General features: G+C 34.8%; 13 protein-coding genes. 4 read left to right on the forward strand and 9 right to left on the reverse strand.

Annotated elements, in window-relative coordinates; all coding sequences use genetic code 11:
• The first annotated feature begins 239 nt into the window (after positions 1-239).
• Complete coding sequence (locus T367_RS0110405) at positions 240-5102, forward strand: T9SS type A sorting domain-containing protein (RefSeq protein ID WP_027419787.1); 4863 nt, start codon at positions 240-242, stop codon at positions 5100-5102.
• A 32-nt stretch (positions 5103-5134) separates the two neighbouring features.
• Here T367_RS0110405 and T367_RS24905 read toward each other — a convergent pair whose 3' ends face one another.
• The 4 genes from T367_RS24905 to T367_RS0110425 form a co-directional block, all read right to left on the reverse strand.
• Positions 5135-5722, reverse strand: coding sequence for a hypothetical protein (locus tag T367_RS24905; protein ID WP_157454197.1), 588 nt, complete (start codon positions 5720-5722; stop codon positions 5135-5137).
• A gap of 109 nt (positions 5723-5831) precedes the next feature.
• Entirely contained in the window at positions 5832-6623 is a 792-nt protein-coding gene (locus T367_RS0110415; RefSeq protein WP_084274383.1) for a head GIN domain-containing protein, read from the reverse strand.
• A 103-nt stretch (positions 6624-6726) separates the two neighbouring features.
• Positions 6727-7083: a DoxX family protein gene (locus tag T367_RS0110420; RefSeq protein WP_027419790.1), complete on the reverse strand. Its 357-nt coding sequence runs from the start codon at positions 7081-7083 to the stop codon at positions 6727-6729.
• Between the two features lie 31 nt (positions 7084-7114).
• The gene (locus tag T367_RS0110425; RefSeq protein WP_027419791.1) at positions 7115-7930 is read right to left on the reverse strand and encodes a helix-turn-helix domain-containing protein; all 816 of its coding nucleotides are present in this window, start codon (positions 7928-7930) and stop codon (positions 7115-7117) included.
• A 331-nt stretch (positions 7931-8261) separates the two neighbouring features.
• Here T367_RS0110425 and T367_RS0110430 point away from each other — a divergent pair, with 331 nt between their 5' ends.
• Positions 8262-10517, forward strand: a complete 2256-nt coding sequence (locus T367_RS0110430) for a PKD domain-containing protein (RefSeq protein WP_084274384.1) — start codon at positions 8262-8264, stop codon at positions 10515-10517.
• Positions 10518-10602: 85 nt separating this feature from the next.
• Here T367_RS0110430 and arsB read toward each other — a convergent pair whose 3' ends face one another.
• The 5 genes from arsB to T367_RS0110455 all read right to left on the reverse strand — a co-directional run bounded on the left by arsB (position 10603) and on the right by T367_RS0110455 (position 14658).
• Positions 10603-11661 (reverse strand): ACR3 family arsenite efflux transporter, encoded by a 1059-nt coding sequence (arsB, locus tag T367_RS0110435; protein ID WP_035843211.1) that lies wholly within the window; start codon positions 11659-11661, stop codon positions 10603-10605.
• Positions 11662-11663: 2 nt separating this feature from the next.
• The gene (locus T367_RS0110440; protein WP_027419794.1) at positions 11664-12266 is read right to left on the reverse strand and encodes a low molecular weight phosphatase family protein; all 603 of its coding nucleotides are present in this window, start codon (positions 12264-12266) and stop codon (positions 11664-11666) included.
• Positions 12267-12276: 10 nt separating this feature from the next.
• Positions 12277-12750 carry a DUF6428 family protein gene (locus T367_RS0110445; RefSeq protein WP_027419795.1) on the reverse strand — a complete coding sequence of 158 codons (474 nt, stop codon included), beginning with the start codon at positions 12748-12750 and terminating at the stop codon, positions 12277-12279.
• Between the two features lie 54 nt (positions 12751-12804).
• On the reverse strand, positions 12805-13140 hold the full coding sequence (locus T367_RS0110450; RefSeq protein ID WP_027419796.1) for an ArsR/SmtB family transcription factor: 336 nt from the start codon (positions 13138-13140) through the stop codon (positions 12805-12807).
• A 192-nt stretch (positions 13141-13332) separates the two neighbouring features.
• Positions 13333-14658 (reverse strand): SPFH domain-containing protein, encoded by a 1326-nt coding sequence (locus T367_RS0110455; RefSeq protein ID WP_027419797.1) that lies wholly within the window; start codon positions 14656-14658, stop codon positions 13333-13335.
• Between the two features lie 164 nt (positions 14659-14822).
• Here T367_RS0110455 and T367_RS0110460 point away from each other — a divergent pair, with 164 nt between their 5' ends.
• On the forward strand, positions 14823-15134 hold the full coding sequence (locus T367_RS0110460) for a hypothetical protein (RefSeq protein ID WP_027419798.1): 312 nt from the start codon (positions 14823-14825) through the stop codon (positions 15132-15134).
• A 19-nt stretch (positions 15135-15153) separates the two neighbouring features.
• Positions 15154-17033: PKD domain-containing protein (locus T367_RS0110465; RefSeq protein ID WP_035843213.1), on the forward strand; the 1880-nt coding region annotated here is incomplete at its 3' end.

Below are 17033 nucleotides of genomic sequence, written 5' to 3' on the forward strand. Positions count from 1 at the left end.
CTTTGCCGATAGTAGTCGAAGTAAGCCCTTTCCGATAGTGATCGGAAGGGACAACAGAAAAATCCTCTCCGTTTTTACGGAGGGGATTTTTTGTTTTAGGCCCATCTGGGCGGGGAGCGTTGCGCTGAGTTTATCGAAGTGTTTATGCTGAGCGAATATCGGCTTTGCCGATAGTAGTCGAAGTAAGGTTTTTTAATTAAATTTAGCCCAAAGTAAACCCTAACTTAACTTTTGTGCTAATGAAGCTTGTAAAAACGTTGAATTTTAAATTTAACGATCGATTTTTGAATTTTCTTTTTTTAAGGTTGTCGTTTCCCTTTTTTTTGCTGTTTACGTTAAATAGTAATGGTCAATTGGTGAATGCAGAAAATTACCCTTTTTCGACAGAATTAGATGTTTTATTGGAAGATATGACAGATGCAACAATTGCGATAGGTGCTTATCGAGAGGGGTACAGTGAGGAAACAATAGCTTTTGGTGATGGTTTTACATCTTGTATGGCTGGAATTTGTTATGATTCTTTAATTATTAATTCACGAGGGATTGTAAGGCTAGGCAATCAGTTTAGTCATAGTATTTTGTTAAATACTAGGTATACTTCTATAGCACCAATGAGAGCTGTTATGTCTACAGGAAACAATGGCTTTGTAAAGTATAAAATTGTGGGATCTGCTCCAAATAGAAAATTTGTTGTGCACTGGCAAGTCCATCTTCAATCGTCATTAACCTTCTATTCTGCATTAGATGAATTTCAACTCTGGATTCATGAAAAAGGAGGAATAGAATTTGTATATGGAGATACACCAACTTATTGGGATGGATCTTTTTCAGAAAGCTACCAAATAGGTTTTACTTATAACAATCCTACATTTGGTGCAGAGGGTGAAAAGTTTGTAGGTATTGAGACTACGGATGATTTTGTCGATTTTAATGCTGATTACGATGTTGCTGATGATGACATAAGGGTCTCAGGTGCGATTCCCTCAGGTGCGAAATTGTCTTTTTTACCAGATACGATGCCTGTTAATTTACCTTTAGTGGAATTTTTAGATGTTAGTGCTTCGTGTATAGAATTTGTAATTCATGACACAACTGAAAACGAATATGGATTTAAAGTTCTAAAATCGGAAGATGGCATTACGTATGATGAGGTGTTCGACAATTTAGTAACTGATACAGATGAAATTGGTGATTTATATTACCTCAAAGACTCTATTTTAGTTCCAGAAACGGATTATTATTATGCCGTTATACCTTATGGATTATTTCTTACATTGGATACACTCTTCTTTGATACAACCACTGTAGCACCTCAAATGAGTGGGGTAAAAAGAATACCAGGAGATTATGAAACAATTGGAGAGGCATTAAATGCGATTAATTGTCTTCAAATTGAAAGTCATTTGATTTTAGAGTTGGGAGAAGACTATGATTCTGAATTAGAGGTTTTCCCAATTCTTATGAATGAAAATCATAATACAGATTTTGATAAAACAATAACTATCAGACCGGCGCCTGAAGTTGATAGTGTTGTCATAAAGAATTTAACAGATACCTTAATGTTTGTTTTCGATAATGCTAAGCACATAAAATTCGATGGACGACCAGGTGGGTACGGTGATGAAAATGCACTATTTATTTTCCAAGATAATTCAGCGCAGTCGGCTATTTCATTAAGGAATAATTCTTCAAATAATGAATTTTTTAATTGTAATTTTTTAGGAAAAGGACGAGATAATCGATATGCTGAGTCTATCATTTACATAGGTGAAAACAATAATAGTTACAATATATTTGATGGTTGTTATTTTGCTCCGTTTGAGGATGATTGGATTGAAAACATAATCCTTGCAGAGGGGGATGTTGAATTACCAAATATTAATAATTCTATTCAGAATTGTGCCTTTAAAAACTTTGGTCAACAAACTGGAAAAACTGGAAATGGAGACAATAGTATTTCGGCAATAGGAATAAAAGATGGAAATTCTGACTATTTAATAAAAGGGAATAGTTTTTATTTTACTGACACTTTAATAGGTAATGATTTAACAAATTGTATTTCTGTAAGAAGTGAAAAGGGTAATAATTTTAGAATTAGAGAAAATTGGTTTGGGGGTGCTGAAGTTGAAGCTGGTGGTGAAAAAATGGAGATAGTACGAACGTCTTCCTCAACCAATTCAGGATTTCAATTTATAGAATTACGGGCGGATAGCATAGTAGAATCGTCAGTTTCAAAAAACACTATTAAAAATGTACACATAAATTATATATGGGGGGGAAGGTATAATTCCACACTTATTTTTACAAGATGTGATAATGTTCTTATTGATAGTAACCGAATTGGTGACCCTGAAATTTATCAAAGTGTTTTTTATGAAGGGAATGATTCTCGAGTTGAAATGAGTCTAATTAAAAATACGGCTCCATGCTTGGATTGTTATCAGCAAGTGTCAATTAGTAATAATGAAATTTATGGCGTAGAAGCAACGGGTGGTATAAATCTTTCTTTGATTCGAATGGCTTATTCTAGTTCGGCAAAATCTAGAACCATTATAAGTGGGAATATACTGGGCGGTGAAATGGATAAAAACATTATTTCGGAATCCGGTTTGGAAGGTATTCGCGCTGGTGTATCTTTGAATGATACAATTATAGTGAGCAATAATATAATACGAAATTTACATAATAAAAATTGGGGGTTAAATGGGATTATAATGGAGAGTAATACCATTATTGACGGACCATTAGATTATATTTGTACTAGGGTAACTGACAATAAAGTTTACAAACTTACAAGCGAAAATTTATTGCCTTATTTGGATGATATTATTGGGATTTGTGTGAAGCCGCGAAATAACCCGATAATTGTTGATAATAATGAGGTGTTTTCACTTACTCAAGAGAATTTAGAGCGTGATGGATATGTTGTTGGAATTTCTAACAGCTATTATGTTACAACTGGTTTTGTGATTATTTCTAATAATTTTGTACACAGTTTGCAGTCAAAGGGTGCTAGAGGAGATATTGCTGGCATTATTTCGCGGACGAATACTAAAATTGAAAACAATATGATTTCTTTAGGGAGAGATGATTTGGGTCAAACTATTCAAGATTCTTGTTCGATTTTTGGAATTGCTATTCACTTTTCGGATCAAGATTCAACAATAATTAATCATAATTCTATCTATCTCGAAGGGGATTCACTTGATAATTATTATTACGGCGAGTGTAAAACGATTTCAATTGATAGGTGGCCATCTCCTATTGAAAAAAACATTATTATAACAAATAATATTTTTGCCTCTGACGGCTATTATCCATTGGTAGACTATGCAACTATTTTTGAGGATGATTATGTGGAAGTATGTGATTATAATCAATATTTTATGGGGAACGATGATCGTTTTGATGAGGATATTACTTTTGAAGATTGGCAAGAGCGAGGAAAAGATTTGAATAGTTTTTTTGCTCCTCATAGATTTATTAATACGGATGGTGGGATTGAACTAATTGATTTGCATCTCCAAGAAGACAATTATTCGGAAGGCCAAGGAACTTTATCTGAACTAACTACAGATATTGATGGAGATATTCGTGGTGATTTAACACCGACCGATATAGGAGCGGATGCAGGTGATTATTTTAGAATTACTCCGCTTAGTTTTTCGTCTGATACTATTTTTGCATGTATAGGGGATTCTATTTTGTTAGATGTTGGAAGGTATGATACCTATAGTTGGAGTACTGGTGAAATAACGGAAACAATTATAGTAGATTCGACCAGTTTGGTAAGTGTTATTGTTGTTGACAGATTCGGAAATGTTTTTGAAGACAGTACTTATATTTTTATTGATACTATTTTTCCTGTTTTGACGCCAATATCTGATACCATTTTTTGTTATGGGGATACAATAAGTGTGTCAACTTCAGATGGGGATTATCATTATGAATGGTCATCAGGCGATTCAACAGCATCAGTAAATTTCTTCGAAGCAGGGGAGTATATAGTTAAGGTGTTTACATTTAGTGGTTGTTTAGCAGTTGATACAGTAGAGATTTTCTACGATAGTATTTATTCAAATGAGTACACAGCAACTTATAATATTTGTGAGGAGGATAGTTTGTTTGTGGAATTGTCACCAATTACGTATGATTATATTTGGGATGATGTTTATTCTGGTAATTCATTTTATTTAATGGCTGTTGAGGATAGTATTAGTCTTAAAGTAACATCTCCGTTAGGATGTGTCCTAAATGATACAATTATCACCGCTATACAACCTAAATATAATGTCGTTGATGCGGAAATGACTATTTGTGAGGGCGATAGTTTGTTAATTTATGGTGTGTATCAATTTACCTCAGGAGTTTATTATGATAGTCTTATATCAATCATGGGATGTGATTCCATTAAACTACAGGAGTTAATTGTGAATCCTGTTTTTTATTCAGTATTACCAGATGCTTTTATTTGTGCAAATGACAGCGTATTAATTTTTGGTGAATATAAAAATACGAGTGGCAGTTATTATGATAGCTTGAGTTCTGTATTTGGTTGCGATTCAATAATTAAGCAAGACATTATTGTTTATGATTTGCCGACAGTTACTTTTTCTGAATTGGAAGATGAAATTGTTTGTGTTGACAGTGAAATATTTCCAATGTTTGGTGAGCCATTAGGAGGCGTGTTTATTGGACCAGGTATAATTGGGTCAAATTTTTACCCGAGTAGATTAGACGCTGGCGATTATAAATTGTATTATCGATATCAAGATGATAATGAATGTTTCGGAACAGATTCTGTTGAAATTTCACTTGTTGATTGTCTTGGGTTAGATGAATGGGCTAAGCAAAATATTTTGATTTATCCAAACCCTTCTTCAGATTTTGTGACACTCCAATTTAATGAAACCGCAATAGGAGAATATACTATAGTCGTCAACGACATTCTCGGAAAAGAAATCTATAGAAAAATAAATAATTTTGAAGCGAATCTTGTTATCAGTAAATCTGAATTTACGGGAGTAGGTGAATTTATCATTTCTATTTACAATGAAAAAACTGGAAGTCGAATTTATACTGAAAAAATCATTATCCTATAGTCATATATGGGTCGGAGTTCTTCATTTTCAACCTAAAAATCATTGTCTAATACTTCAGGATCATTAATTGTATTATTACCCAATTCATTATAATAACGCTTAATTAAAATAAGATAAATGAATGGTGTTAGGTTGCCAAGAATATAAGTAACGTAGTAGCTTTCAAAATAGGAAAAAGTTAAATTAAGGACTGAAAATATAAAAGCGAGTACACCTAATGTATAGAGGTATTTATCTTCTTTTGATTTTGAATAAATCATGCCAATTGCCATTAGAATATTAGCTATGAGTAGTAAGTAATAATAGAAATTAATCTGTTCGATATTTGCGAATTGTTCTTTGTTTTCGATATCTTGATAAACATAATAGTAATAAAAGATACTGACTAAAAAAGAGAATAAGCACAATAAGATTAAGAGTTTATAACGATATCGGACTGATAAGTTGACTAAGGCGGTAAAAGTTAGAAAGTCAAGCACTAATCCTAATATAAAAAAACCTGTAACGGAGTATTTGAATTGGTAAATGAGACCATTGTAAAACACATAATTAATAAATAGACTGAAAAGAATGGACAATGTCAATGCCCCTATTCCAATCCGTGTGAGATTTTTATACATCTGGGAATATATATGAAAATTATTTAGATATTCAATACTGTAAATCGAATTTTAATCGTTTAGTTCTCTGATATGTAAGTCTTCATTTATTGAGTTTGACCCCACTACCTCAATTCCCATCAATCAATCTCCCACTACCAGAAGCTGACATTTCTACTTTTGGACTACCCTTATAAGTTACATCGCCAGAACCACTGATGGCAACATTTAATCTTCCTTTTGCATTGACTTTTGCCGTGCCGCTACCGCTAATTTTTGTGGTGACATTGTTTGAGAGCATATCTGCTCCTTCATAACTTCCACTTCCGCTTATGGTAATGATCGACTTTGTTGCGGTTCCACTATTGCAATTTATACTTCCAGAGCCGCTGATTGTTGCTTGACAATTTTCAGCTAGAACCTCGTTAGTTGTTATATTACCTGAGCCTGAAACGGTCATGCTTTGCACATTCGCATAAGCTCTATTTGTTGAAATAGCCCCCGAACCAGACACAACCAAATTAAAAATTGGCATTGAATCGGTATTGGTCTTTGTAATGTTTATATCGCCGCTACCCGAATTGATAAATGTGTTGACATTAGGGGCTGTGATTGTGATCTTAATCGCATCGCTATTCGAAATTCGTTGTCCGTCTTTTGTTTTGATGGTTAAAATTGAGTTATCGACTTCAATATCCATTGCATCAATCACCGCTTGGGTGGTATTTACAATTATTGAAACAGTATTTGATTCGGTAAATGTTAATACCCCTCCATCTTGAAGATTAACCGCGTTAAAATCGGTTTCATTGAAAACATGATTCATAGCGTCACCATCTGATGCATCAATACTCGTACAGCTTCCTAACGCCAATAAAATAATTGCAAACATCAGGTAGGGTGTGCTTTTTAATGTTTTCATACTTAAATACTTTTTTAGATTGGTAAAGATGTATGCCGATCAAAGATTCTTTAAAAGTAGTAAATATTGTGTTATGCTAAATAGGTTGCATTTACGTTTTCAATTAACCTTGAATTCTTCGCTTGAAAATATAAGAAACGGTTAATGCGATAAATGCCAATATTGCTCCTGATTGCCCACCATCACCAATCATGATGTGTGCGAAAAAGGCTAAAATAATTGCAAAAAAGAATGCCGAATAAGCCCATTCTTTTAAGATCATATACTTGGTATTCCACAATACAATTATCCCAACTATTTTTGCAGCAGCATAAGGGTATATAAGGTATGTTGGATAACCTAAAGTTGTAAATGCTACGGTGATTGCGTCGTGGTTGAATATATACATGCTTGCTGAAAACAAAATGATTGCACTTAATACTCCTGTTGCGATATAATAAATAATTTTATCTCTTTTCATGTGTTGGTTTTTTCTAAAATGTTAAGTCTATTTAATTCGCCATCCGATACATTGTCGGTGGAATGCCTTCTTGTTTTTTGAATATTCTGGTAAAATATAATGGGTCGTTGAAGCCTACATTGTAAGCAATTTCATTTACATTATCGTTTGACTGTGTCAACAATTGTTTTGCCTTTTCTATTCGCCTTCTATTGATGTAACTTGTTGGACTGTCATCATAAGTTTTTTTGAATTCTCGTTTAAAAGAAGACAAGCTCAAATTGTTCAATTTAGCCAATTCCTCAACTGAAAGATTGGAGTAAATGTGGGTCTCAACTACTTTTTTAAATGCTAAGGATTTTGGATTCCTTAAATCTGTTAACAGTCCTTGAATTGAATCAATTTGATTGGTTTGGATGAGTAAAAGCACCAATTCTTTAAGTTTTAAGGCCAAAACTTCATCATTCATTAATGTTGGATGTTCGAAATATACTTCCAATGAACCAATAAAATTCGAAATAATAGCTTTGGCATTTGTCACTGCTAATGGATCGACTTTTGGAAGTTCGTGTAGACTGATAGCTCGAATTAATTCTGGAAAAAAATGAATCGCAATCATTTCTATTTGTTGCTCTTTATTCTTTTTGTGGAAATCGAAATAGTAGGTTCCACATTTTAAAAGTGCGGACTCTTTGTCATCAACAACTTTATTCTCTTGTGCAGAAATGAGTTTACTTCCGCTTCCTTTAATATAAATAAAACAACCACTATTGTTAAATACTCCTTCATATTTAAAAGGTGTAGTTATGATTGCTTTTTCAAAAACAATAAAGTCTTTGAATTTAAAATGATGTCGACTAATTATCATATTTATGTGTGAATGAATTGACTATTGATGTTGGTTGGACGTTTAATAATGTGGTTACTTGCAATTATTGTTTAATAACTGTTAAACAAGAGGATGTTTTGTCCAATCCACTAAGCTAAATTTTCTTGATAATTCGGTTAATAGGTTCTATATAAATGGTTTGTTGGGATTTCACTTTAAAATTTGTATTTTCACTATGTATATGAATTAAATGAATGAATCTAATTTCATTATTCGGCGTCTGAATTGATGCACCTAAAAAAATGGCGACGATTGCATTAATCGTTCGTTTCCATTGGTGTCTAAATTATTTTTTTATTTTTGTAACGCTATGAAATTCAAAATCAATTATATAATACTATCAGTTGTATTTTGTTTAATGTATGTTTTAGTTGGACATGGTCAAATTGTTGGTCCTTATACTGGCATTGATTACGCAACTGATTATACCAATCCAGACGAGGGTGCTCCTTGTGATATGACTTTCGTAAATGCTTCAATTGGTGATGCAGATTTTATTAATGGAGCTGCTGAAGTACCAATGGGTTGGTCTTTTTCGGGTACTTGGAATTCTGGTGTTACTTATTTTGATGGACCGGGGGAAGAGGTTTTATTGGTTTCTTTACATACTTATACCGAATCATGGCGTGTGGCTTTAAGATTGTCTGATGGATCGACAACCGCAACTTTAGATTATGATTTAACATTGGTGACATCAAATGCAACCGGAACTTTAGCATCGTGTGGTATAATTTATGGCGGTCCATATAATTATGAGCGTCCTTCTCAATTATTAGATTTTGCTGATTATGTAATTCCTCCTGGTGAAGGAGTAATTGGAATAATTTTCGAACCTTTTGCAGATGGTGCGGCGAATCCTGATCCGCATGGTGTAATTGTATTAGAAGGGACGGAAGCTGAGCCACCTTGTGATGATTTAGTTACAGATGTATCTTCAGTTGAGTTTTGTCTAGGTGGCGAAGTGACTTTAACTGCCGAATCAACTCATGGTGGAACAATAACTTGGTCGGACGGCTACATTGATGGCGAAGCTTTTAGACCAGATGCGGCAGGAATTCACACTTTCACTGCAACAAGTGATCATGAAGATGATTGTGAATTTACGATTGACATTCTTGTGAATGATTTGCCTGAGATATTGGCAATTGCTGACGATTCTCTTTTGTGTGTCGGTGAAGAGGTAGTTTTTACCGGCGATGGGGCAGTGTCTTATGTCTGGGATTTGGGTGTGGTTGATGGTGTGGCGTTTATTCCCGCAGCAACGGCAATTTATACGGCAACTGGAACAGATGTAAATGGATGTGTGAATTCGGATGATGTATTGGTTGAAGTAGTCGCTTTACCACCTGTTGATGCTGGGCCAGATCATGCTATTTGTATTGAAGAAACGACCGTTTTAGTTGGTGCGGGTGCCGGTGTAGATGGTGAATATATTTGGGATCGTGGTGTTGTTGATGGCGAAGATTTTGCTCCTGTTGAAACTGAATCTTATACATTAACGGGTACTGATGAAAATGGTTGTGTCAACACAGATGAGGTGATTGTAACAGTAAATCCTTTGCCTGTTATCAATGCCGGAATGGATGAAGAGATTTGTATTGGTGATGAAATTACTTTATCAGGATTAGGCGTCGAAGTTGGTGACGAAATTGCTTGGGATAGGGGTATTATTGATGGTGTTCCTTTTGCACCAACTGAAACGGCTACTTATGTTTTCACTGTTACTTCTGCGGAAGGTTGTATAAGTTCGGATGCTATGGTTGTTACTGTTCATCCATTACCTGAAGTTGAATTTACTGAGGACGATACAATAGGATGTGAGCCTTTCACCGTTCAATTTACAAGTTTTTCTTCCGATGAGGCGATATATTCATGGAGTTTTGGAGATGGCGATAATGGAGTAGGCGCAAATGTTTTACATACATATGAAGGGGTCGGTCTGTATGATGTGAGATTGACTGTCACTTCAACTGAAGGTTGTGTTGATAGTGATACCTACAATGAGTATATCGAAGTGATTCCACAACCAGAAGCTATTTTTACTTATAACCCTTTAGAGGATTCTGAATTTAATTATACTTATGTATTTGTTAACCGTTCAATGGATGCCACTATTTATTCATGGAATTTTGGTGATGGTTCGCCTTCAGTATTTGAAGAGAATCCAGCACACGAATTCCCCCAAACAGCAAATGGCACTTATTATGTTGAGCTCACAGCGACAAATGATATCGGATGTGTGAGTAAAGCACAACAAATAATTAAAATTACAAAGGAATTGGTTTTTTATATACCAAATGCATTCACACCAGATGGAGATCCATTTAATAATACCTTCAAACCTATTTTTACGATGGGCTTAGATGTTTACGATTATCACTTAACGATTTATAACCGTTGGGGAGAAATGGTATTCGAATCGTTTGATGCAAATTTTGGATGGGATGGATCCTACGGTAATGGAGGATTAGTTGATGACGGGTCTTATATTTGGATCATTGAATTTGGAGAGGTGATGAGTGATAAAAAACACATCGAAAGAGGTAATGTGACAATATTAAAATAAACCTTCATACCGTTCAATTTTAAATGGATGCTGAAGTCATTTCGGAATCCATTTAAAATCAAACTTGTTTACCTGATATATAATATTAATACTTCCATTTATTAGCCAAAGCGACCAGTGATAACATTACAGGAACCTCGATTAATACACCGACTACAGTAGCAAGTGATGCCCCAGAATTTAGTCCGAATATGGAGATGGCAACCGCAACAGCGAGTTCAAAAAAGTTACTCGCTCCGATCATCGCTGAAGGTGCGCAAATATTGTGTTTCAATTTTAAAAATCTGCCAACAAACCAACTCACAAAAAAGATGAAATAAGTCTGTAAAGTAAGTGGAATCGCAATTAATAAAATGGCGATTGGATTGTCAATAATTTTCTGTCCTTGAAAAGCAAAAATCAAAACCAAGGTTAATAATAAAGCCGCAATAGAAATAGGTTTTAAACGTCTTAAAAATTGATTTTCGAACCATTCTTGCCCTTTACTTTTTATTAAAATTCTATTGGTCAAATATCCAGCGACTAAAGGAATAACAACGAAGATGATTACCGAAGAAATAAGTGTGTTGTATGGAATGCCTATTATTTCTCCGCTTCCATTCATGAAACTAATATCGAACCAAGAGAATAATAATCCAACAATCGGAACAAAAGCGACCAATAGAATTAGATCATTTACAGATATTTGTACTAAGGTATAATTTGCATCACCTTTGGTAAGGTATGACCATACAAAAACCATAGCCGTACACGGTGCAGCACCGAGTAGAATTGCTCCCGCTAAATATTGTTCTGCATCGCCCGGAGACATCCATGCGCCATATAAATGATAGAAGAAAATATAAGCAAAAAATGCCATCGTGAAGGGTTTAATTAGCCAGTTTACTACAACCGTTAGCCCAAGTCCTTTCCAGTTTTGAGATACATATTTTAAGGATGAAAAGTCGATTTGAACCATCATTGGGTAAATCATTAACCAGACTAGTATTGCTACTGGAACATTAACTGTTGCAATATTCCAATCACTTAGCACGGTAATGCTATCCCCTGAAGCGAATCCAACACCTATACCAACCACGATGCATATCAATACCCAAACGGTGAGGTACTTTTCAAAAAATCCAATTTTGGCGGCTTCGCTCATGTCTATTTAATTTTAGAGAATACGTAAAACATTTCTGTTGCAATTTCAAACGATCGATAATCGTAGAAAGCGGATTCTAATGGTGTGTCGTCATAGTTTTTTGGGTCTTCATAACGAATTGGAATGCGTTTTTCACAACCGGCAACAAATGGACAGTTTTCATCGGCATGCGAACAAGTCATTATCGCTGCAAATCCTGAAGACGGATTGATCACATCATCGTACATTTTTGAAAACATAACGAAGGGTTGTGAATTGTTATTCCATTGTACGGAGTACTTTGGGTTTTCCTCTCCAGCTTGAGCGATTTTAAAACCAAAACGTTGAAGAGATGTGACTGCACGTTCGTTAAAGGCCGTTTCCTCTACGCCTCCGCTAAAACACGCAGCTTTTACATCGAAATAATTCGCTGCAACTTGTGCCCAAACCTGTGAAAATTGGCTTCTTCTTGAATTATGAGTACAAATAAAATTTAACAACACTTCCGCATTATTGTCCTTTTTCTCTTGTATGAATTGGCTAAGGACGTCTAACGCGACTTTACGTTGAGGTAAAATCGCGTCGAAGTCCATTTTATTAATGACCTGTTTTATTTTGTCGAACATAGGATAATTATTAGCAGCAACCTGATCCTGGAGCGCAACTCTCGCCTTCTCCTGCAGTTAAATCATTCAATGAAACTTTGATTTTATTCTCAGGAATACCACATTTGTCTTTTGCCAAACAATCTGTCGTTAATGAGGTTAAGATAAAGTTATTCCCTTTCATTTCAATTCCGTATTTTCCAATTGTATCTCCTTGGTATTCTACTTCAATTTCTTCGTCTTGTAGACCAAGTTTATCTTCCGATAATTCAATAATTGACAATAATTTTTCTGGATGTAATCGGTGATCATAATCGTTCGCTTCCCATAATTGGAAGTTGACTCTGTTCTCTTTTCTTGTCGTTCCACCGCAATCAATAAAGTTCTTTGTAACACTGCCAACTTCTGTTACGTGAAAATGAGAAGGCACTAATGTTCCATTGGGTAATTCAAAACTGATTTGTCCCAATTCTTTTAATTTGTTTTTAAATTCGTTTAATTTCATATTGCTTTTTTTAATTATTCATTGTAATATTACGATAGTGTATATCAATTTTTTTTAACAGCAAGAATCTCCCGAACAACACTGATGTTGGTCAAAAAACTGTTCGAATGTTGATTTAATTTCTAACCATTTTTCTTCGTTGATACAATAACTCATTGAAACGCCTTCAACTGTACCTTTTATAATACCAATTGATTTCAATTCTTTTAAATGTTGACTTATTGTTGCTTGTGCTAAACCTAATTCTTGAACAAGGTCAGAATTTATACAAGCATTTGCATCTAATAAATGTTGGAGAATAGCGATACGTGCTGGATGGGAGAATATTTTTCCCATTTGCGCAAATGTATTTTGATCTTGCGTGAATAAATCTGTTTTTGTTATACCCATAATTACATTGCAATATTACGATTAATATTTCAATTGATATAATTTTTGATAAAATATTTTAGAGAATAGCAGATTGCATTCATCAGTGGACGATGTTATGAACCGTTAATAATGATTCAAAATGATAGCAATTTTGTATAGGAAATCTACGCAATGATTGATATTTAGATGTAATGAAGTGGTATCTGAAATTTACTGTCCGCCTTTCATGCTGTCAACAATTTTTCTGTATGCTTCTAACCCAACAGCATCAAATGGATTTGTTGGACTGTTGCCATCTCCGGCACCGAAAATCATAATTTCTGGAAATTTAATTTTTGCCATATTCGAACTTACTTTATCGGCAATTTCTATATCCATATTCATGCGCTGTTCTGGTGTAAGCCCTGCTGATACTAATGCTTTATTAGCCTCAGCTTGCGCTCTACCTTCTTCGGCAATTTTATCTGCAATATATTTGGCTTGTAATGCTTCTTGTTGTGCAACTTCTTTTGCTTTTTCTGCTTGAATTACGGCTTGTAATTTATCCGCTTCTTGTTCTGCTTTTACCTTTGCTAACATTTGTTCTCCTCTTGCTTTTTCAGTTAAAGCCTCTTGTTGTGCAGTGATTAAAGCTTGCTTACTTACCGATTCGAGTGTAGATTGCTCAATTTTTTGTGCTAATTTTCTATCAACTTGCTCTTCATAGTCCACTTCGTCAATTGCTGCAAAATCAACATTAATACTGTATTGTTGAATGTCAGATTTAATTCTGCTTGCCAAACCATCTTTACCAATTCTAATAAATGAAGTCGTGATTTTTTCTCTTTCATTCGATAAAGTATCTCTTACATACTCCGTTTTATATTCAAGTACATATTGTCCGTTTTGCAGCTGATCTCTAAAATCTTCCTTTAACTTAGATCGGCCTCCACTATAATGTGTCTCTGATTCCATTAATTGCGCAGCAAATTTTAAACACTCTCTACTATAAGGGACCAATGAGTTTTTTGCGAGTCTTTCTGGTCCACGATAAGCTTTGTGAATTTGAATCATTTTATCTTCGTCATTCGGTAAGCTCCATCTAATTGTTGCCTGTGCTGTTGCTTTTGTTGCATCATTAAAACGAATGGTAAATGCGGGGTGACTAGAGGTTGCTTTGTCTTCTTCATTTTGCGAAAAAACAGTCGTAATTACATCAGGATAATCTGTTGTTTTACTGAAAAATCCAGAAAAGTGATAACCTGGATTGAAGAACATCTTTTCATTCCCATTAATCGTTTCAACAAATGTCCGGTATCCAGCTGGTGTCCGTGTAAAAGGATTGAATATTAACATTAAGCCAAATATCATTAACCCGATCAACATCCATTTCTTACTGTCTTTTATGATATCGAATCCTTTCCATTTTTCTAAAATTGGATCAAGGATTAAAATTAGCACAGTCAATATTAATAATATTACTCCCAAAGTTGTCATAGCATAAAGTTTAGGCGTTAAATATAAGATAAAGTTTTTAGCAACAGCTACATCCAGCATTTAAAACGATTTAATAGTAGCTTTAGCCTAGTAAACTTGGAATAAATACTGCAGAAATATAATTATTGAGTGCAACTTATGAATGAAAGAATACGTCGAAGTATTGAAAGCATTAGCTGTTGCTTTAATTGCAACGCAGGTGTATAAATGAAAAAACAATAATTATGAAACGCTATTTAATTCTATTCCTTCTTTTTACAGGTTTCAACGCCACAAGTTTCGGTCAAATGAAAGCCGAACCGCAACCTTTTCCATTAACAGATTATAAGATTTCATTTTACGAGATTCAAATGAATTCAGAGACTGTTAAAGTTACTGAAATGGATGGAAGTAAAATTACAGGAAATCAACCGAAAATTATTGTTGATGATGCAACAGATTCTTTCATCATAGATTTTACAGATTGTGCTGAAGGAGAATACTTAATCTCTGCTAAAAGAGATGATTTGGAACTAGAATATTCTGTAAATAGATAACAATAAAACTTACCTTGAAATGAAAACTTACTTAAACATTATTTATACTTTACTCTTATTGATTCCTTTCGGTGTCTTTGGTCAAGTAGTCAACACAACACCTGTAAACTTAGTTGGGTCTTCCGATCCCATTCCCGGACCTGGACCTTTTGGATTACATCCTTTTACCCCATCTCCTTTAACTGGAACCTATCACGGGGGGGTATTCTTCGGTGGTACAAGAGAAAAATGGGGTTACGAAATTTCTGATTTAACCATCGGCGACACTTATACATTAACAGTGTATTATATGATGGATCTAACTTTTGGAACACCGGCCTATGATAGAATTGGAAATTTAACTCTATTAAGTGGGGCTCCTTTGGATATTCCTACTATTCCTTATGTACCAGAACCAGATTGGAGAAATTGGTATACGATGGAAGTTACTTTTACAGCTGTCGATGTAACGGATAGGATTGATATAGAAGCAGATGGGTTGTCGGATAATTCACTTTGGTTATATACGGATATGTCAATTGACGGAGATGGTGCTTGTGACGAATTAACAACAACTGTGTCAGCTACTGATATTTGTATTGGGGATTTAGTGACTTTAGAGGCGTCTTCTACTAATGGAGGAACAGTTACATGGTCGGATGGTGTTGTTGATGGAGTTTCTTTTCCGCTCGCAACAGCAGGTGTTTTTAGTTATACTGCAACCAGTGACAACGAAGATGATTGTGTTTTTGAAGTCGATATTACAGTTCACGAACCTGATGTTACTGCAGCTGTTGACGATGACGTTATTTGTTTAGGTGAAACCGCAATTTTTACTGGCGGTGGTGCTGATACTTATTCATGGGATATGGGAGTTACTAATGGTACAGCCTTTGAACCATTAGCTGCAGGAAATTTTACGCATACAGTAACTGGAACAGATGCTTTTGGTTGTACAAATACGGCAACTGTTGATTTGTTTGTTTCGCCTTTGCCAAGAGTTGATTTAGAATTTATTGCTGATGGTGTTTCATCTGAAGATGGCAGTACTGGTGGATGTATAATCAATGCTGTGCAATTTAACGACCTATCTACTATTAGTGATCTTGGTGATATAACAGGATGGGAATGGCGTTTTGGTGACGGTTCAACTTCATCACTTGAAAACCCTGATCATACTTATGGTGCCGCAGGTACTTATAATGTAACGCTTACGGTAACAACTGCAGATGGATGTACGGCAACTTATACAACAACAATTACGATGGTTGAAAGTATTACTATAGATATTATCAGCAACGAACCTTCTTGTTTTGGTTTTAGTGATGGTTCTATCATCATCAATATTCTTGGTGGAGGTGGTGGTGACGACGTGGTTTATGAAATTAAAGATGTCGATGGTAATGTGTTGAATATTGATAATTCTAATGCGGCAAACAGTTTAAAAGCTGGAACATATACTTACACTATCGGTGATGGAACGGCTTGTTCTGGCGAAGGAACTGTTACTCTAAGTCAACCTGAACAATTAGATATTGACATTACAACATTTGATCCGCTATGTTTTGGTGACAAAACTGGTTGGGCACGAATTAATGAAGTGTTTAACGCAACTGGAGATAATGACCGTATTTCTTATATCTGGAATCCAAATCCAACAGGTAATTCTGGTATTGGAGCTGATTCAATATGGAATCTAGGTTTTGGTGAATATACCATCACAATTAACGATGAAAATGGTTGTTCAAATGTATTCGATTTTATGATCGATCAACCTAAAGTATTGGAATTTGTAGAATTAGGATACGAACCTGCATATTGCCGATTATATGATTATCAAAAAGGTAATGGTGTTGTAAAGGCAGCAATGATCGGTGGAGTTGCTGATTATGGTTATTTATGGACGAACTTACAAACGGG

This window comes from Crocinitomix catalasitica ATCC 23190 (genome assembly GCF_000621625.1).
Classification (GTDB): Bacteria; Bacteroidota; Bacteroidia; order Flavobacteriales_D; family Crocinitomicaceae; genus Crocinitomix; species Crocinitomix catalasitica.